The 19,124-nt window shown below is 61.1% G+C and carries 14 protein-coding genes and 3 pseudogenes; 8 read left to right on the top strand and 9 right to left on the bottom strand.

Features of this window, described 5'->3' with window-relative positions; all coding sequences use genetic code 11:
• Window positions 1-142: 142 nt before the first annotated feature.
• The 9 genes and pseudogenes from ACQ4OB_RS01110 to ACQ4OB_RS01070 form a co-directional block, all read right to left on the bottom strand.
• Window positions 143-526: pseudogene (locus tag ACQ4OB_RS01110) on the bottom strand (phage antirepressor protein); the annotation flags it as partial.
• A 34-nt stretch (window positions 527-560) separates the two neighbouring features.
• Complete coding sequence (locus ACQ4OB_RS01105; RefSeq protein ID WP_430954981.1) at window positions 561-2,045, bottom strand: APC family permease; 1,485 nt, start codon at window positions 2,043-2,045, stop codon at window positions 561-563.
• A gap of 175 nt (window positions 2,046-2,220) precedes the next feature.
• Window positions 2,221-3,645 (bottom strand): gamma-aminobutyraldehyde dehydrogenase, encoded by a 1,425-nt coding sequence (locus ACQ4OB_RS01100; RefSeq protein WP_430954980.1) that lies wholly within the window; start codon window positions 3,643-3,645, stop codon window positions 2,221-2,223.
• A gap of 163 nt (window positions 3,646-3,808) precedes the next feature.
• Window positions 3,809-4,651 (bottom strand): ABC transporter permease, encoded by an 843-nt coding sequence (locus ACQ4OB_RS01095; protein WP_074879845.1) that lies wholly within the window; start codon window positions 4,649-4,651, stop codon window positions 3,809-3,811.
• Entirely contained in the window at window positions 4,641-5,588 is a 948-nt protein-coding gene (locus ACQ4OB_RS01090; protein WP_076029887.1) for an ABC transporter permease, read from the bottom strand. The genes ACQ4OB_RS01095 and ACQ4OB_RS01090 overlap by 11 nt, the downstream gene beginning before the upstream one ends.
• 1 nt (window position 5,589) lies before the next feature.
• Window positions 5,590-6,627, bottom strand: coding sequence for an ABC transporter ATP-binding protein (locus ACQ4OB_RS01085; protein WP_430954979.1), 1,038 nt, complete (start codon window positions 6,625-6,627; stop codon window positions 5,590-5,592).
• A gap of 160 nt (window positions 6,628-6,787) precedes the next feature.
• Window positions 6,788-7,939 (bottom strand): putative ABC transporter substrate-binding protein YdcS, encoded by a 1,152-nt coding sequence (gene ydcS, locus ACQ4OB_RS01080; protein ID WP_074879836.1) that lies wholly within the window; start codon window positions 7,937-7,939, stop codon window positions 6,788-6,790.
• Window positions 7,940-8,021: 82 nt separating this feature from the next.
• A complete protein-coding gene (locus ACQ4OB_RS01075) occupies window positions 8,022-9,509 on the bottom strand; it encodes a gamma-aminobutyraldehyde dehydrogenase (RefSeq protein WP_074879833.1) in 1,488 nt (495 codons plus the stop codon).
• A 100-nt stretch (window positions 9,510-9,609) separates the two neighbouring features.
• On the bottom strand, window positions 9,610-10,524 hold the full coding sequence (locus ACQ4OB_RS01070) for a LysR family transcriptional regulator (protein ID WP_074879830.1): 915 nt from the start codon (window positions 10,522-10,524) through the stop codon (window positions 9,610-9,612).
• Between the two features lie 187 nt (window positions 10,525-10,711).
• On the opposite strand from ACQ4OB_RS01070, the gene ACQ4OB_RS01065 reads away from it, so the two are divergent.
• From ACQ4OB_RS01065 to ACQ4OB_RS01030, 8 genes and pseudogenes are all read left to right on the top strand, one after another.
• Complete coding sequence (locus ACQ4OB_RS01065) at window positions 10,712-11,434, top strand: tellurite resistance TerB family protein (protein WP_074879828.1); 723 nt, start codon at window positions 10,712-10,714, stop codon at window positions 11,432-11,434.
• 306 nt (window positions 11,435-11,740) lie between these two features.
• Window positions 11,741-12,160, top strand: a pseudogene (locus tag ACQ4OB_RS01060) (MCP four helix bundle domain-containing protein); the annotation flags it as partial.
• Between the two features lie 69 nt (window positions 12,161-12,229).
• A pseudogene (locus ACQ4OB_RS01055) lies at window positions 12,230-13,303 on the top strand (methyl-accepting chemotaxis protein); the annotation flags it as partial.
• Window positions 13,303-13,839, top strand: a complete 537-nt coding sequence (locus ACQ4OB_RS01050) for a chemotaxis protein CheW (protein WP_074879823.1) — start codon at window positions 13,303-13,305, stop codon at window positions 13,837-13,839. The pseudogene ACQ4OB_RS01055 and the gene ACQ4OB_RS01050, both read left to right, overlap by 1 nt.
• Window positions 13,836-15,110, top strand: coding sequence for a CheR family methyltransferase (locus ACQ4OB_RS01045; protein WP_430954978.1), 1,275 nt, complete (start codon window positions 13,836-13,838; stop codon window positions 15,108-15,110). The genes ACQ4OB_RS01050 and ACQ4OB_RS01045 overlap by 4 nt, the downstream gene beginning before the upstream one ends.
• Window positions 15,107-15,790 carry a chemotaxis protein CheW gene (locus ACQ4OB_RS01040; RefSeq protein WP_102615602.1) on the top strand — a complete coding sequence of 228 codons (684 nt, stop codon included), beginning with the start codon at window positions 15,107-15,109 and terminating at the stop codon, window positions 15,788-15,790. Before ACQ4OB_RS01045 ends, ACQ4OB_RS01040 begins: the two co-directional genes overlap by 4 nt.
• Complete coding sequence (locus ACQ4OB_RS01035; RefSeq protein ID WP_430954977.1) at window positions 15,787-18,075, top strand: hybrid sensor histidine kinase/response regulator; 2,289 nt, start codon at window positions 15,787-15,789, stop codon at window positions 18,073-18,075. Before ACQ4OB_RS01040 ends, ACQ4OB_RS01035 begins: the two co-directional genes overlap by 4 nt.
• Window positions 18,072-19,082 carry a chemotaxis response regulator protein-glutamate methylesterase gene (locus ACQ4OB_RS01030; protein ID WP_074879811.1) on the top strand — a complete coding sequence of 337 codons (1,011 nt, stop codon included), beginning with the start codon at window positions 18,072-18,074 and terminating at the stop codon, window positions 19,080-19,082. The genes ACQ4OB_RS01035 and ACQ4OB_RS01030 overlap by 4 nt, the downstream gene beginning before the upstream one ends.
• Window positions 19,083-19,124: the final 42 nt, after the last annotated feature.

Raw genomic sequence — 19,124 nt, 5'->3', positions numbered from 1 at the left:
TTAATCGACTGACATTAGGCAGGCAACTGATGTTGCGAGGTGAGGATTGATGCTTTGGGGTGAGACCGGGAGATTTGGAGAGCTGACTAACCAAAGGGGCGGACTGTGAAGTCTGCCCCTTTTTCATTTTTTCATCCCGCCTTCAACTGCAAGTGCCCATGATCGGGAAAGGTCGTTGTACCTGCATCAGATCAGGCATATCCCGCCATTTGATCCAGGCCTGATGCTGCCAATGCAGCAGCGGCACCGAGATCCCGGCCCACTGCAACGAACTCAGGCTTGGAAAGTTATCCACAGATGCTGCTTTCGATTCACGCAGCATTGGGATGACTACGTTGCTCAACCACTGGCGCAGGTTTCGGTTTTCCGGGACGAAATGGTGCACCAGAAGGGCGTACATCCCTGATTCGCTGACCATCAGTGATTCGACTGTTTTGCCGTTCTTGGGCAGCCAGACGTATCGACGCTGGTCAGGATCAAGTTTCAGGGTGAGGCGTTGGTCCATCGGGCGGCCCATCAAGCGACCGGCACCACTAGCGGTACCGAGAGAGCAAAAAACCTTACCGACTAACCTTCCAAGCATCCCCCGCAGGCGCAGTCCCATGGTCATACGGCTTGGCCAGCCACATGTAAACCAGCCCCAACCCAATCACGATCGCAGTACTCAACACCATTGCATAGTTGATATACCAAGCCGCATCCGGCGTGCGTGGCCAGGCCATGTTGATGATCGCGCCGACGCCATACACCAACGCGCCGATGTTCACGGCCCAGCCCCAGGCGCCGAGGGTGAATTTGCCGCTCGGTTTCCAGCCTTTCATGCGTGCGTAAAGCGCCGCGAGCACGATCATCTGGAATGCCAGGTAGATACCGATGGCCGCGAAGCTGACGATGGTTGCCACCGCATCCTGCAAGAAGAAGCCCAGCACAATGATCAGCGCTGGCAGGACGCCGGACACGAACAGCGCCGCAACCGGCACTTGAGTCGTAGGGGAAATCTTCTTCAGCAGTGAGCTGCCGATGACCATTTCATCCCGAGCGTAGGAATACAGCAGACGACTCGCCGCGGCTTGCAGGCTGATGACGCAGGAGATGAAGGAAATCATCACCACGCCCATCACCACTTTCGAACCGACCGGGCCGAAGGCGTTGTTGAGGATGGTGGTGACCGGGTCCTTGTCGGTGCCATTGATGACCGCTTGCATGTCTGGCACGGCGAGGATCAGCGCCAGGCAGGCGAACATCGCCGCGATGCCGCCGATGTAGATGGTCATGCGCATGGCCACCGGGATTTGCTTGCTCGGGTTCGGGGTTTCTTCGGCCACGTCGCCGCAGGCCTCGAAGCCGTAGTACAGGAACATCCCCGCCAGCGAGGCGGTGAGGAACGCCGGCAGATACGAGCCATCGACGCTGATATCGAAGGTGTTGAACAACACACTGATCGATTGATGACGTTCGAAAACCAGCAGGTAAACGCCGACGATCACCGCACCGACAAGCTCGCACAGGAAGCCGAACATGGCGATCCGCGCCAGCACTTTGGTGCCGCTGAGGTTGACCAGGGTGGCGAACAACGTCAGGAACAGCGCGATGACGATGTTGGTGGTGTTGCTCGGTTCAAAGCCCATCATGGCGGCCAGGTACGGACCGGCGCCGACCGCAACGGCGGCGATGGTGACGCACAGGGCGATGGAGTAGATCCAGCCGACCATCCACGCCCAGCGCTTGCCCACCAAGCGACGAGCCCACGGGTACACGCCGCCGGAAATCGGGAACTGCGAGACCACTTCGCCGAAGATCAGGCACACCAGCAACTGGCCGCATCCGACCAGTAAATAAGCCCAGAACATCGGTGGCCCACCGGCGGCGAGGCACAGGCCGAACAGGGTATAAACCCCTACGACCGGAGAGAGATAAGTGAAGCCCAGGGCGAAGTTTTCCCACAGGCTCATGCTGCGATTGAAGTTCGAGGTGTAACCCAGCTTGCGCAGTTGCTCGGCGTCGCTGTCGGCCACGGCTGCAGAGAGATCGGGTGATGCACTCATGTGTGTTAGCTCCGGAAAATCGGCAGATTTCGGATGTCCGAAACCGTGACAGGGCCATCACGGCGCTGCCCGGATCGGTGGTTATTGTTTTGTGTTGCGGTGAGGCCATCGCGAGCAGGCCCGCTCCCACACGGATTGCGCTGAACCTGTGGGCGCGAGCCTGCTCGCGATGCTTTTAGTGCTTGAACATCACATGCCGAACGACGGTGTAGTCCTCCAGCCCGTACATGGACATGTCCTTGCCATAACCGGACAGTTTCTGACCGCCGTGGGGCATTTCGCTGACCAGCATGAAGTGCGTATTCACCCAGGTGCAGCCGTACTGCAAACGCGCAGACAGGCGATGCGCACGACCGACGTCCGAGGTCCAGACCGACGACGCCAGGCCGTAGTTCGAATCGTTGGCCCAGCCCAGCACCTGCGCTTCATCGGCGAATTTGGTCACCGACACCACCGGCCCGAACACTTCACGACGGACGATTTCGTCGTCCTGTTGCGCGTCGGCCAACACGGTGGGTTCGAAGAAGAAACCATTGCCTTCCACAGCCTTGCCGCCGGTGATCAATCGGATATGCGGCTGCGCCACCGCACGCTCGACGAACCCGGCCACGCGGTCGCGATGTTGCGCGGTGATCAGCGGACCCAGTTCGGTCGAGGGATCATCCTGTAAGCCGTACTTGATGCTGCTGACCGCCTCGCCGAGCTTTTCGACGAACGTGTCGTAGATGCCTTCCTGCGCGTAGATGCGGCAGGCGGCGGTGCAGTCCTGGCCGGCGTTGTAGAAACCGAAGGTGCGAATACCTTCCACGGCGGCGTCGATGTCGGCGTCGTCGAAGATGATCACCGGGGCCTTGCCGCCCAGTTCCATGTGCATGCGTTTGACGCTGTCGGCGGTGCTGGAAATGATGTTGGAACCGGTGGCGATCGAACCGGTCAACGAGACCATGCGCACTTTCGGGTGTGTGACCAGTGGATGACCCACCGTAGGACCACGACCGAACACCAGGTTAAGCACGCCGGCCGGGAAAATATCCGACGCCAGTTCCGCCAGGCGCAGCGCGGTCAGCGGGGTTTGTTCCGACGGTTTGAGCACCACGGTATTACCTGCGGCGAGGGCCGGGGCGATTTTCCAGGCGACCATCATCAGCGGGTAGTTCCATGGTGCGATGGACGCGATCACGCCGACCGGGTCGCGACGGATCATCGAGGTGTGACCGGGGAGGTATTCACCGCCCGCCGAACCGCTCATGCAACGGCTGGCGCCAGCGAAGAAACGGAACACGTCGGCAATCGCCGGGATCTCGTCGTTCAATGCGGCGCTGTAGGGTTTGCCGCAGTTGTCCGACTCCAGTTTGGCCAGCTCTTCGCCATGGGCTTCGATGGCGTCGGCGAGTTTGAGTAGCAGCAATGAGCGTTCTTTCGGCGTGGTTTGCGACCAGCCTTCGAAGGCGCTGTCGGCGGCACGCACGGCGGCATCGACCTGGGCTTCACTGGCTTCGTTGATTTCCACCAACACACGACCGAGGGCCGGGTTGAACACCGGTTGGGCGGGGCCTTCGCCGTCGATCAGTTGGCCATTGATCAAGAGTTTGGTTTGCATGGTGTTGTCCTCATTGCAGCTTTTATTTTTCTGTCGGAACCCGATGTAGGAGTGAGCCCGCTCGCGATAGCGGTGTATCAGCTGACATCAATGTTGAATGTGATGTCCTCATCGCGAGCAGGCTCACTCCTACAGAGATTCGATTCCTTCAGTGGTCATTCGGTTATTTCCCGCCACTGCCCGCAACGCTTTCGCCGCCACGGGTCAGGTAATAGGCGCCGAGGATCGGCAGCATGGTCACCATCATCACCAGCATCGCGACGACGTTGGTCACCGGCACGTCCCGTGGGCGGCTGAGTTGGTTGAGCAGCCACAGCGGCAGGGTGCGTTCATGGCCGGCGGTGAAGGTGGTAACGATGATTTCGTCGAACGACAGGGCAAACGCCAACATGCCGCCGGCCAGCAACGCCGAGCCGAGGTTCGGCAGGACGATGTAGCGGAAGGTCTGCCAGCCGTCGGCACCGAGGTCCATCGAAGCCTCGATCAAACTGTGAGACGTGCGACGCAAGCGGGCGATGACGTTGTTGTAGACGATCACCACACAGAAGGTCGCGTGGCCGACAATGATGGTGAACATTCCCGGCTCGATCCCCAGCGTCTTGAAGGTCGCCAGCAAGGCGATGCCGGTGATGATCCCCGGCAAGGCAATCGGCAGGATCAGCATCAGCGAAATGCCTTGCTTGCCGAAGAAATCCCGCCGGTACAAGGCCGCCGACGCTAGCGTGCCGAGGATCAGCGCAATCAACGTCGCGACGGAAGCGATTTGCAGTGACAGCTTGATCGCTTCCAGTACATCCGGCCGGGAGAACGCCACGCCGATCCACTTCAACGTGAAGCCTTTAGGCGGAAAACTGAACGCCGCGTCTTCGGTGTTGAAGGCGTACAGGAAGATGATCAGGATCGGAAAGTGCAGAAACAGCAACCCGCCCCAGGCGGCGATGCGCAGGCCAAGCGAGGCTTTCTCCCCGTGGGTTTGCGGCACTGGTTTTTTTGCATCAGAGCGCATCGAAGGCCCCCAGTCGTTTCACGATAGTCAGGTAAATGGCGATCAAAACAATCGGCACCAACGTGAAGGCCGCGGCCATCGGCATGTTGCCGATCGCGCCTTGCTGGGCGTACACCATGCTGCCGACGAAGTAGCCCGGCGGGCCCACCAGTTGCGGCACGATGAAGTCGCCCAGGGTCAGCGAAAAAGTGAAGATCGAACCGGCCGCGATGCCCGGAATCGACAACGGCAGAATCACTTGCATGAACGTCTGGCGGGGCTTGGCACCGAGGTCGGCCGAGGCTTGCAGCAAGGACGGCGGCAGACGTTCCAGCGAGGCCTGGATCGGCAGGATCATGAACGGCAGCCAGATGTAGACGAACACCATGAAGCGGCCCAGGTGCGAGGTCGACAAGGTGCTGCCGCCGACACCTGGAATGCCCAAAACGAATTGCAACACAGGCTCAAGCCCCAGGTGCTGAACGAACCACTGTGCCACGCCGCCCTTGGCCAGCAGCAACGTCCAGGCATACGCCTTGACGATGTAGCTGGCCCACATCGGCATCATCACCGCGATGTAGAAAAACGCCTTGGTTTTGCCGGTGGTGTAGCGCGCCATGTAGTAGGCGATCGGGAACGCGACGATGGCGCTGGCGATCGACACGACGACGGCCATGCTCAAGGTGCGCAGGATGATGTCGAAGTTCGACGGCTGGAACAGCGCAGCGAAGTTCGCCAGGGTCAGGTCGGGCGTGACCGCCATGGTGAAGTCATCGAAGGTGTAGAAGCCTTGCCACAGCAGAACCAGCAGCGATCCGAGGTAGATCGCGCCGAACCACAGCAGCGGCGGCACCAGCAGCAGCGACAGATAAAAATTGGGCCGGCGATACAGCAGGTTGGAAAACCTGCGCAACGGCGAGCCGCCGGCCGGGGTTTGAGGGAGAGCCACGCTGTTCATCTCACACCCCGCCAACAGCATTGTCGTGCAGCGGGATCATCGCTTCCCGCGCCCAGCGTGCGCTGATGCGTTGGCCGGTCTGATGTTGCGCGCTGACGTCCAGCCACTGGACGTTGGCCTGGCTGATGTTCAGGGTCTGGCCGTTTTCCAGTTTCAGTTCATAGCGCGTGGCGCTGCCCTGGTACTGAATGTCGTGGAGCAAGCCGCTGACTTCGATTTCATGACTGGCCAACGGTCCTTCGGCGAAACGCACGTGTTCCGGGCGAATCGAAAACGGCTGTGGATTGCCACTCAATTGTTTCGCCAGGTCGCCGCGAATCACGTTGGAGGTGCCGACGAATTCGGCGACAAAGGTTGTGGCCGGTTTCATATAGAGGTTGCGCGGGGTATCGACCTGCTCGATGCGCCCCTTGTTGAACACCGCCACCCGATCCGACATTGACAGCGCTTCGGTCTGGTCGTGGGTGACGAAGATGAAAGTGATACCGAGCTGGCGTTGCAGCTTCTTCAATTCACTCTGCATTTGCTCGCGCAGTTTTAAATCGAGCGCGCCCAACGGTTCATCGAGCAGCAGCACGCGCGGACGATTGACCAGGGCGCGGGCCAGGGCCACACGCTGGCGCTGACCGCCGGACAGTTGCACCGGTTTACGCGCGCCGTAGCCGCCGAGGGCGACCATGTCGAGGGCTTCTTCAGCGCGTTTCTTGCGTTCGGTTTTACCGACGCCTTTGACTTTCAAACCGTAGGCGACGTTGTCGAGTACGTTCATGTGCGGGAACAACGCGTAATCCTGGAACACGGTGTTCACGTCACGCTGATACGGCGGCAGCCCGGCGGCCTCGAAGCCGTGAATCCGGATAGAACCTGCACTCGGTTGTTCGAAACCGGCGATCAGGCGCAGACAGGTGGTTTTGCCCGAGCCGGAAGGGCCCAGCATGGAAAAGAACTCGCCGTCCTGAATGTCGATGGAAACCCGGTCAACGGCCTTCACGTCGCCGAACTGACGGGAAACGTTGGTGAACTGGACTGCAAGCGTCATGGTGCGGTGCTCCAAAAAATCGAGGGCTGGTGATGATCGTTCCCACGCTCTGCGTGGGAATGCAGCCCGTGACGCTCTGCGTCACTTTTGCGCGAATGGACGCGGAGCGTCCGGTGATGCATTCCCACGCAGAGCGTGGGAACGATCGGTACGGGGTGTGTCAGCGACCACCCATGATCGAGATGTAGTCCTGGGTCCAGCGGCTGTATGGCACGAATTTGCCGCCCTCAGCCTGTGGGGTTTTCCAGAAGGCGATCTTCTCGAACTGGTCGAAGCCGTTGGTTTTACAGCCCTCGGCGCCGAGCAATTCGCTTTCTTTGCAGCCCGCAGGAACCGCCGGCAACGAACCGAACCAGGCCGCCAGGTCACCCTGCACTTTCGGTTGCAGCGACCAGTCCATCCACTTGTAGGCGCAGTTCGGGTGCTTGGCTTCGGCGTGCAACATGGTGGTGTCGGCCCAGCCCGTTGCACCTTCTTTTGGAATGACCGAGGCAACCGGCTGCTTGTCCGCCACCAGGCCGTTGACCATGTAGCCCCAGGTGCTGGACGCCGCCACGCCTTCGTTCTTGACGTCACTCATCTGGACCGTTGCGTCGTGCCAGTAGCGGTGGACCAAGGGCTGTTGCTTGCGAAGCAGGTCCAGCGCCGCTTTGTATTGCGCTTCATTGAGCTGATACGGGTCCTTGATGCCCAGTTCCGGCTGTTTCGATTTGAGATAAAGCGCCGCATCGGCGATGTAGATCGGGCCGTCATAGGCCTGGACCCGGCCCTTGTTGGACTTGCCGTCCGGCAGGGTCTGTTCTTCGAACACCACGCTCCAGCTGTCCGGCGCCGTTTTGAAGATATTGGTGTTGTACATCAACACGTTCGGGCCCCATTGGTACGGGGTGCCGTAGGTTTGCTGGTTGACGACATACCACGGGCCATCCTTGAGCCGAGGGTCAATGGTCTTCCAGTTCGGGATCAACGCCGTATTGATCGGCTGCACACGCTTGCCGGCGATCAACCGCAGGGAGGCGTCGCCGGATGCCGTCACCAGGTCGTAACCACCCTTGGACATCAGGCTGACCATCTCATCGGAGGTTGCAGCAGTCTTGACGTTGATCTTGCAACCGGTTTCCTTTTCGAAACCGGTGACCCAGTCGTAGGCCTTGTCGCTTTCGCCACGTTCGATGTAGCCAGGCCAGGCCACAATATCCAGCTGACCTTCGCCGGCACCGACGGCTTTCAGCGGTTCGGCGGCCTGGATACTGGCACTGGCCAGCAGCGCGGTGGTAATAGCACTGAGCAGTGCGGTCTTGTGCACGAACATGGGGTTTCCCTCTTCTTTAATTATGGTCGGGGCAGTTTTGAACGTGGTGAAGCAGGCCGTTAGCGGCTTCTTATAAGCGTAGTCAGAGATGCTGGCCGTGGCGGGCCATGATGTGCCGCACCACGCTGTAGTCCTGGAGCGAATCGCTGGATAAGTCTTTGCCGTAGCCCGAACGTTTCAGGCCGCCGTGGGGCATTTCGCTGACCAGCATGAAATGGCTGTTGATCCAGGTGCAGCCGTACTGCAAGCGCGCCGCGACCTGCATCGCCTTGTCGAGGTTCTGGGTCCAGACCGAGGAGGCGAGGCCGTATTCCGAGTCGTTGGCCCAGTCCACGGCTTGTTCGAGCTGATCGAAGCGGGTCACGGTGACCACTGGCCCGAACACTTCGCGCTGGACGATCTCATCAGTCTGTTTGCAACCGGCCAGCAAGGTTGGCTGGTAATAGAAGCCGGCACCGGAATGCACCGCCGCGCCGGTCACTCGTTCGATGTGCGGCTGACCGAGGGCGCGCTCGACGAAACTGGCCACGCGGTCACGCTGGCGGGTGCTGATCAGCGGGCCGATCTCGTTGTCGGCGTCGCGCTTGCCGGCGAAGCGCAAACTGCTGACCGCCGCCCCGAGTTCGGCCACCAAGCGATCATGAATCCCGGCCTGTGCATAAATCCGGCAGGCCGCGGTGCAGTCCTGGCCGGCGTTGTAATAGCCATAAGTGCGCACGCCTTCGACCACGGCTTGTATGTCCGCATCGTTGCAAACGATCACCGGGGCCTTGCCACCGAGTTCGAGGTGAGTGCGTTTCAGGGTTTTCGCCGCGGCCTGGAGGATTTTTTGCCCGGTGACGATATCGCCGGTCAGCGACACCATGCGCACTTTAGGGTGACTGACCAAGTGGCTGCCGACGCCTTCACCGCCGCCGCAAATGATGTTGATCACACCGCGCGGCAGAATCTCGGCCAGCGCGGGCGCCAGGGCCAGAATCGACAGCGGCGTGTGTTCGGAGGGCTTGAACACCAGCGTATTGCCGGCGGCCAGTGCCGGGGCGATTTTCCACGCGGCCATCATGATCGGGTAGTTCCACGGCGCAATCGACGCCACCACGCCAATCGGATCGCGGCGAACCATGCTGGTGTAGCCCGGCAGGTATTCGCCGCTGAGCTGGCCGGTCTGGCAACGCACGGCGCCAGCGAAGAAGCGGAACACATCGACCGTGGCGCTCAAGTCATCTTGACGCGCCAGGTGCAACGGCTTGCCACAGTTCAGGGATTCGAGGCGGGCGAGGAGGTCGGCTTGTTTTTCGATGGCGTTGGCGATGTCCAGCAACAGGTTCGAGCGTTGTTGCGGCGTGGTTCGCGACCATCCGGCGAAGGCACGGTGGGCAGCGAGAATGGCGGCTTCGACTTGCTCGGTGCTCGCTTCGGCGATGTGCGTCAGCACTTCCCCGGTGGCCGGGTTGAGGATCGGTTCGACAAAGCCCTGGCCCGCGACCAATTCGCCATCGATCAACAACGCGGTGAACAACGGGGTCTGCGCGCCAGCCATTTTTCGGGTTCTCTTTTCTTGTGTGGCCATGCTGCTCCCTGTGACCGGGGCGCGACCGTCTTTTAGATGTACCAAGACTAGGCGCCGCACCCGAGGTCGACAAATTCTAAATACTGAAGGTGGCGTTCGATTAAATAGATGGCTTGCGCCCGCCGGGAGGTTGCTCGCGGGCGACGGTCAGGAACGGGTCCACCAGCGCTGGGCGCGCGGTGCCGCGACGCCAGGCCAGACCGACGTCGAGGGTCTGGCTCAAGTCGGCAATCGGCCGCGCTTCGATGATGTCGCCCTCCAGTGACCATGGGCGATAAGTCATGTCGGGCTGGATCGACACGCCCAATCCGGCTGCCACCAGGCTTCGCACCGCTTCCGTCGATGCCGTTCGCAAGGTGATGCGCGGTTGCAGGGAGGCCGCGGCCCACATGCGCTGGGCGTTGCGATCCATTTCATCGACGTTCAGCTGAATCAACGGCTCACGGGCCACATCGGCGAGGTTGATGCTGTCGTGTTCCAGCAGCGGATGCTGGGCCGGCAACCACAGCCGATGGGGCGAGTGAGTCAGCACTTCGGTCTGCAAGGCGTGGCGGTCTTCGAGGTTGGAGAGGATCAGCACGCCGACATCGATCTCACCGCTGACCAGCAAATGCTCGATGTAAGGGCGCTCGTCCTCCATCACCCGGATCTCGACATTGGGATAGGCGCGCTGGAAACGAGTGAGTAGATCCGCGAGGTAATAACCGGCCACCAGGCTGGTCACGCCGATGATCAACTGCCCGGCGACCTGATCGGTGCTTTGTTGCAGGCTGCGTTTGGCGTTGTCGACCGTTGCCAGAATCAGGTGCGCCTGGCGTAGGAATTGGTGACCCTGGTGGGTCAGCGTCATGCCCTTGGCGTGGCGGTTGAACAGGCCGACGCCGATTTCCTGCTCCAGTTGCTGGATCGCCAGGGTCAGTGTCGATTGGGAAATGAACGCGGTTTGTGCGGCGGCGGAGATCGAGCCGGTCTCGGCCACGGCGATGAAGTGACGAATCTGACGCAAGGTCATCATGTGGAATTACCCGGTGGGCGGTTTTTATAGATTTGCTTGAGTGTATATCCATTTTTCTGAAGGGCCCGTGATCAGCGCAAAGGCGCTACGCAACATCTCGAAGCACTCTCGCTCCCGAATGCCGGGCACTTTCGATCTAGGCTGGTGGCCTTATTGATCCGGTTAACCCCTTTTTTGGAGGCGGAAAATGAACACGCGTGGATTGCTCGATCAGCTACTCAAGTCCGGTCAGGACATGTTGCAGAACAAGGCCGGCGGCTCACAGAACAAATCCTCCGGCGGTGGCTTGGGCGGATTGCTCGGCGGCAGCAGCGGTTCGGGCGGCCTCGGCGGCTTGCTCTCGGGCGCAGGCGGCGGTGCGTTGGCAGCCGGTGCCATGGGCCTGTTGCTCGGCAGCAAGAAGGCACGCAACGTCGGCGGCAAAGTCGCCATCTACGGCGGCCTCGCGGCGCTCGGCGTCATTGCCTACAAAGCCTACGGTAATTGGCAGGCCCAGCAGGGCACCGTGTCAAAGACTGAACCGCAGACCCTCGACCGCCTGCCTCCAGCGCAAGTCGAATTGCACAGCCAGGCGATCCTCAAGGCGCTGGTTGCAGCGGCCAAAGCCGATGGCCATGTTGATGAACGCGAGCGTGCATTGATCGAAGGCGAATTCAGCAAGCTTGATAACGATCAGGAACTGCAGCAGTGGCTGCATGCCGAACTCAGCAAGCCGCTCGACCCGACAGAAGTCGCCCGCGCCGCCAGCACGCCGGAAATGGCTGCCGAGATGTACATCGCCAGTGTGATGTTGGTGGATGAGGAGAGCTTCATGGAGAAATCCTACCTCGATGAGCTTGCACGTCAGCTGAAGCTTGAGCCGGGGTTGAAGGCAGAGCTGGAGAAGCAGGTGCGTCAGGCTTCTATCTAAGCCCTCATATAGGTTTACAGCTGTTTACCCCAACGCCCGATGCCCCGCATCGGGCGTTTTGTATTTAAGGACCGCTCGGTCGAGTGTGGGAGCGAGCCTGCTCGCGATGGCATTTTCAGCGGCACCACAGATTCTTTTGTCATCCACGACCCGTTTCTTGCGATTCAACCCAGACAACAGTCTTATAAATGAAACACAGCCCTCAGCTATACTCCGCAACATTTGAACCGCACCCGAGGACTGACTGTGAAGAACTGGACGTTGCGCCAACGCATCTTGGCGAGCTTTGCGGTGATTATCACCATCATGTTGCTGATGGTCGTGGTGTCGTATTCCCGTTTACTGTCGATTGAGTCCAGCGAGAACGTTGTGCGCTCGGACAGTGTTCCCGGGATTCACTACAGCTCCCTGATTCGCGGTGCCTGGGTCGATGATTACGTGCTGACCCAGCAACTGATCGGGCTGGGTGGCGGTCGAGACATGACCCAGGCTGACAAGGATATGTACCAGCGTATTGAGGAACGGCTGGGACGCGCGATGGCCAGCTACCAGGGCACCATTTTCGAGAAAGATGATCAGGCAAGGTTCGACGAGTTTGAAAAGCTGCACGACCAATATGACGAGCAGCTCGAAGCGGTACTCGATGTCTACCAGAAAAAGGACTTCGAACAGGCCCGTCGCCTACTAGCCGAACAGTTGACCCCAGCCTGGACTGCCGGCCGCAAACAGCTGGATGAACTCATTGAATTCAACAGGCTGGCGGCTGAAGCGGCCACTGACTCGATCATTTCATCGGTCGCGGTGGCGAAGCTGATCATGGGCATTTCGTTGCTGGTCGCAGTCCTGTGTGCCGGGTTGTGTGGTCTTTTGTTGATGCGCGCGATCATGGCGCCGATGAATCGCATTGTGCAGATTCTCGAAATAATGCGTACCGGCGATCTCAGCGGTCGCCTCAACCTGGCGCGCAAGGACGAATTCGGCGCTGTGGAAACCGGTTTCAACGACATGATGGCCGAGCTGACGTCCCTGGTGTCCCAGGCCCAGCGTTCCTCGGTACAGGTCACCACCTCGGTGACCGAGATCGCCGCCACCTCCAAACAACAACAAGCGACCGCGACCGAAACCGCCGCCACCACCACCGAAATCGGCGCGACGTCCCGTGAGATTGCGGCCACTTCGCGGGATCTGGTGCGCACGATGATCGAAGTCTCCACCGCCGCCGATCAGGCCTCGGTGCTCGCCGGTTCCGGGCAGCAAGGCCTGGCGCGGATGGAAGAGACCATGCACTCGGTGATGGGCGCGGCCGATCTGGTCAACGCCAAACTGGCGATCCTCAATGAGAAGGCCGGCAACATCAATCAGGTGGTGGTGACCATCGTCAAGGTCGCCGACCAGACCAATCTGCTGTCGCTCAACGCGGCGATCGAGGCCGAAAAGGCCGGTGAATATGGCCGCGGTTTTGCCGTGGTCGCCACCGAAGTGCGGCGTCTGGCGGACCAGACCGCCGTCGCCACGTACGACATCGAACAGATGGTGCGCGAGATCCAGTCGGCGGTGTCGGCCGGGGTGATGGGCATGGACAAGTTCTCTGAAGAAGTGCGTCGTGGCATGTCCGAAGTGCAGCAAATCGGCGAGCAGTTGTCGCAGATCATTCATCAGGTTCAGGCATTGGCGCCGCGGGTGTTGATGGTCAACGAAGGCATGCAGGCCCAGGCCACGGGCGCTGAACAGATCAACCACGCGCTGGTGCAGTTGGGCGATGCCAGCAGCCAGACCGTCGAGTCCCTGCGCCAGGCCAGTTTCGCCATCGATGAGCTGAGCCAGGTGGCCGTAGGGCTGCGCAGCGGCGTTTCGCGATTCAAAGTCTGATGAGCGAGCCCTCGGCCAAACGCACCGCCGTGAAGCCGGCGCTGCAATCATTGTTTCTGGTGTTCCGCATCGGCAGCGAGCGTTACGCCCTGCAGGCGATCGAGGTGGCGGAAGTGCTGCCGCGTCTGCCGTTGAAACCGATTCCCCGCGCGCCGGAATGGGTGGCCGGGGTGTTCGCCTACCGCGGCGCGGTGGTGCCGGTGATCGACCTCAGTGCGCTGACGTTCGGCCAACCGGCCCAGGCCCGCACCAGTACCCGCCTGGTGCTGGTCAACTACTGCCCGGATGAGTTCGCTGAGGCGCAATTGCTCGGGCTGATTCTGGAGCAGGCCACCGATACCTTGCGCTGCAACCCGGCGGATTTTCAGCCCTATGGCCTGGACAATCGTCAGGCGCCGTACCTCGGGCCAGTGCGTGAAGATGACCAGGGTTTGCTGCAATGGGTGCGGGTCGCCGACTTGCTTGACGATCAGGTTCGCGCGCTGCTGTTTCCAGCGCAGCCGTTGGACCTGGCGCTGCTTGAGGAGCGGCCATGAGCAACGATCAACGGTTTTTCGATTTTCTCAAAGAGCGCATCGGTCTCGATGTGACCTCGGTGGGCCCGGCGATCATCGAGCGTGCGGTGCGCCAGCGCAGCACGGCATCCAAAGCGCTGACGGCCGATGAGTACTGGCACACCTTGCAGGGTTCGCAGGACGAGCAGCAGGCGCTGATCGAAGCGGTGATTGTCCCCGAGACCTGGTTTTTCCGTTACCCGGAATCCTTCGCCACGTTGGCGAAACTGGCCAGCAAACGCCTGAGCGACATCAACAACATGCGCGCGCTGCGGGTTCTCAGCCTGCCGTGTTCCACCGGTGAAGAACCGTATTCCATCGCCATGGCGTTGCTCGATGCCGGGTTACAGCCGCACCAGTTCAAGGTCGAAGGCATGGACGTCAGCCCGTTGTCGGTGGAAAAAGCCCGGCGCGCGCTGTATGGCAAGAATTCGTTTCGGGGCCAGGACATCGCCTTTCGCGACCGGCATTTCAGCGCTGAAGGCGAGGAGGGCTATCGCCTCAGCGGGCGAGTGCTCGAACAAGTGCGTTTGCAGGTCGGCAATCTGCTGGATCCGACGTTGCTGGCCAACGAACCGCCGTATGACTTTGTGTTTTGCCGAAACCTGCTGATTTATTTCGATCAGCCGACCCAGCAGCAAGTGTTCGAAGTACTCAAGCGTCTGACTCATGTGGATGGCGTGCTGTTTATCGGCCCGGCCGAGGGCAGCTTGCTCGGCCGTTTCGGCATGCGTTCGATCGGCATCCCGCAGTCCTTTGCGTTCAGTCGTCAAAGCGCACCGGAGCCTGCGCCCATTGCGACGTTCGTGCCGACGCCACTGCCCGTGCGCCAACCGGTGCCCAGCGTGGCACCGCCGCCCGTTCGCAACCGGCCCTTTGCAACGCTGGCGCCGCTACCTGCCGTGACGAAAGTCGCCAACCCGGACACCGCCACACTGCTGGCAAACATCGCCGCGCTGGCCAACGAAGGCAAAAGTGCCGAGGCCCGCGCCGCGTGCGATAGCTATTTGCGCAGTCATGAACCCGTGGCCCAGGTCTTCTACTGGCTGGGCTTGCTCAGCGATGTCGCCGGCAGAGTCCTTGAAGCCCAGGGGTTTTATCGCAAGGCGTTGTACCTCGACCCGCAACATCCCGACGCGTTGATGCACCTCGCGGCATTACTGCAGTCCTTGGGCGACACCGCGGGAGCCAGACGATTGCAGGACCGCGCCGCCCGCAGCGAGCGCGCCGCTGACAGTGAGCGTAAACGATGAACGCCGCCGACACCTTTAGCCTCACCCATGAAGATGCCCAGGCCATCGACGACTGCTGGAACCGCATCGGTATCCACGGCGACAAGTCCTGCCCGCTTCTGAGCGATCACATTCACTGCCGCAATTGCGCGGTGTATTCGGCCGCGGCGACGCGCTTACTCGACCGCTACGCGTTGCAGCAGGAAGACCGTGGGCAAGTCTCCACGGTGGTCGAAAGCGAGATGAAAACCCGCTCGCTGCTGATGTTCCGCCTGGGTGAAGAATGGCTGGCCCTGGCCACTCGCAGTCTGGTGGAAGTGGCGCCGCTGCAAGCGATTCATTCCCTGCCGCACCAACGCTCCCGGGCTTTGCTCGGCGTGGCGAATGTGCGCGGCGCGTTGGTGGCGTGCCTGTCGCTGGTGGAATTGCTCGGGCTCGATGGCGCCAGCAGCACGGCGTCCGGTGCGCGGGTCATGCCGCGCATGCTGATCATCGCCGCACACGGCGGGCCGGTGGTGGTGCCGGTGGATGAAGTGGACGGGATTCACGCCATCGACGAGCGCGTCCTCGAGGCGGCGTCCCGCTCTGGTACGCAGGCCAGCGCCAAATACACCCGTGGCGTGTTGCAATTCAAAAGTCGCAGCCTGCGTTGGCTGGATGAAGAACAGCTGTTGTCCGCCGTGACCCGGAGCCTTACATGACCCCCGAGCAAATGCGCGACGCCTCTTTGCTGGAACTGTTCAGTATGGAAGCCGAGGCCCAGACGCTGGTGCTGAGCGCAGGTCTTCTGGCGCTGGAGCGCGACCCGACCCAGGCCGATCATCTCGAATCGTGCATGCGCGCGGCGCACTCGCTCAAGGGGGCGGCGCGGATTGTCGGCGTCGATGCCGGGGTCAGCGTCGCGCATGTGATGGAGGATTGCCTGGTCAGTGCCCAGGAAGGGCGCCTGTACCTGCGGCCCGAGCACATCGATGCCTTGCTGCAAGGCACCGATTTGCTGATGCGCATTGCGACGCCGGACAACAACCCTGAGCCGGCGGAAATCGAGGCCTATGGGGTGTTGATGGCGCTGTTGCTGGATCCGATGGCGGCGCCCGCTCCGGTCACTGCGCCAGTCGCGCCGGTGATGGCGGAACTTCAGCTCGAAGCACCTGCGCCCAAGGCCGAAGCGCCAATCCCGGTCGCCGAACCGCAACCCGCAGAACCGCCACGCAAGGCCAAGCGCACTACCGAAAATGGCGAGCGGGTGCTGCGCGTCACGGCCGAACGCCTGAACAGCCTGCTTGATCTGTCGAGCAAATCATTGGTGGAAACCCTGCGGCTCAAACCGCACCTGGCCACCATGCAACGCCTCAAGCGCATGCAGAACAATGGCCTGCGAGCCCTGGAAAATCTCAACGTCCACCTCAAGGAACATGCCTTGAGCCTGGAAGCACAGGAAGCCCTCGAAGTCGCTCGTCGGCTATTGGCTGAGTCTCAGCAATTGCTGGCGGAAAAGAACGCCGAACTGGATGAGTTCGCCTGGCAGGCCAGTCAACGGGCGCAAGTGTTGTACGACACCGCGTTGGCTTGCCGCATGCGGCCGTTTGCCGATGTGTTGACCGGGCAGGAGCGCATGGTCCGCGACCTCGGTCGCAGCCTCGGCAAGCATGTGCGGCTGGAGATCGAGGGCGAGAAAACCCAGGTCGACCGTGACGTCTTGGAAAAGCTGGAAGCGCCGCTGACTCACCTGCTGCGCAATGCCGTGGATCACGGCATCGAATCCCCGGAACAACGGCTATTGGCGGGCAAACCCGCTGAAGGCCTGATCCGTTTGCGCGCTTCCCATCAGGCCGGTTTGCTGGTGCTGGAGTTGAGCGATGACGGCAATGGCGTCGACCTGGAAAAGGTCCGCCGCAGCATCATCGAACGCCAATTGTCCCCGGCCGAAACCGCCGCGCAATTGAGTGAGGAAGAGCTGCTGACCTTCCTGTTCTTGCCGGGTTTCAGCCTGCGCAACACAGTCACCGAAGTCTCCGGGCGCGGCGTCGGGCTGGATGCGGTCCAGCACATGGTCCGCCAGGTGCGCGGCGCGGTCGTGCTGGAGCAGGTGGCGGGCGAGGGCAGTCGTTTTCACCTCGAAGTGCCGCTGACCCTGTCGGTGGTGCGCAGCCTGGTGGTGGAAGTCGGTGACGAGGCGTATGCCTTCCCGCTGGCCCATATCGAACGGATGTGCGATCTGGAGCCGGCGGACATTGTCCAGGTCGAAGGTCGTCAGCATTTCTGGCACGAAGGCCGGCATGTCGGGCTGGTCGCCGCCAGTCAGCTGTTGCAGCGCCCAGCGGGCCAGAACAGTCAGCAAACCCTAAAAGTGGTGGTGATTCGCGAACGCGAGGCGATTTACGGCGTGGCGGTCGAGCGGTTTATCGGCGAACGAACGTTGGTCGTGTTGCCGCTGGACGAGCGTCTGGGCAAGGTGCAGGACATTTCCGCCGGGGCCTTGCTCGACGATGGTTCCGTGGTGCTGATCGTCGATGTCGAAGACATGCTGCGTTCGGTGGACAAACTGCTCAATACCGGGCGTCTTGAGCGCATCGCCCGACAGGGCAACCAGGCGGTTGAAGCGGCTCGAAAACGGATTCTGGTGGTCGACGATTCGCTGACGGTGCGTGAGCTGCAACGCAAGTTGCTACTCAATCGCGGCTACGACGTGGCGGTGGCGGTGGACGGAATGGATGGCTGGAACGCATTGCGATCGGAGGATTTCGATCTGCTGATCACCGATATCGATATGCCGCGCATGGATGGCATCGAGCTGGTGTCTTTGCTGCGTCGGGACAATCGCCTGCAATCCCTGCCGGTGATGGTGGTGTCTTACAAGGATCGTGAAGAGGACCGTCGCCGTGGACTGGACGCTGGAGCCGACTATTATCTAGCCAAGGCCAGTTTTCATGACGACGCCCTGCTTGACGCGGTGGTTGAGCTCATTGGAGGAGCGCGTGCATGAAAATAGCGATCGTCAACGACATGCCCATGGCCGTGGAGGCCCTGCGCCGCGCCTTGGCTTTCGATCCGGCGCACGAAGTGGTCTGGGTCGCCAGCAATGGGGCCGAGGCGGTGCAGCGGTGCGCTGAAAATACGCCGGATCTGATTCTGATGGACCTGATCATGCCCGTGATGGACGGCGTGGAGGCGACTCGGCGGATCATGGCCGAGACGCCGTGCGCGATTGTCATCGTTACGGTCGACCGCGAGCAGAACGTGCATCGGGTGTTCGAAGCCATGGGCCACGGAGCGCTGGATGTGGTCGATACGCCGGCCATCGGTGCCGGCAATGCCCAGGAGGCAGCGGCCCCTTTACTGCGCAAGATCATGAACATCGGTTGGCTGATCGGTGACCGGGGCAATCGCGAGCGAGCCGCCCCGAGCCCGCACCGCAGTTCAGGTTCGCGCCAGCGCCTGGTCGCCATTGGCTCATCGGCAGGTGGGCCGGCGGCGCTGGAAGTATTGCTCAAGGGGCTGCCGCAAAATTTTTCGGCGGCCATCGTGCTGGTGCAGCATGTCGACCAGGTGTTCGCCGCCGGCATGGCCGAATGGCTCAGCAGCGCCAGCGGCCTGGATGTGCGTCTGGCCCAGGAAGGTGAGCCTCCGCAAGCCGGTTCGGTGTTGCTGGCGGGCACCAACCACCATATTCGCTTGTTGAAAAACGGCACGCTGGCCTACACCGCCGAACCGGTCAACGAGATCTACCGGCCCTCGATCGATGTGTTTTTCGAGAGTGTGGCCAGTTACTGGAACGGCGATGCCGTGGGTGTTTTGCTCACCGGCATGGGACGCGATGGCGCACAGGGGCTTAAACTCATGCGCCAACAGGGCTACCTGACCATCGCTCAGGATCAGAACAGCAGTGCGGTGTACGGAATGCCGAAGGCGGCAGCGGCCATCGATGCCGCGATGGAAATCCGTCCACTGGACAAGATAGCGCCACGATTGCTGGAGATATTCCCCAAATGAAGAACTTTCACAGCAATCCTGGACCAAGTAGTACTCAGGTGA

The organism is Pseudomonas sp. ES4, assembly GCF_050586665.1.
Lineage (GTDB): Bacteria > Pseudomonadota > Gammaproteobacteria > Pseudomonadales > Pseudomonadaceae > Aquipseudomonas > Aquipseudomonas frederiksbergensis.
The sequence above is the reverse complement of the archived record's forward strand: the minus strand, read 5'-3'. Positions and strand labels throughout refer to the sequence as shown.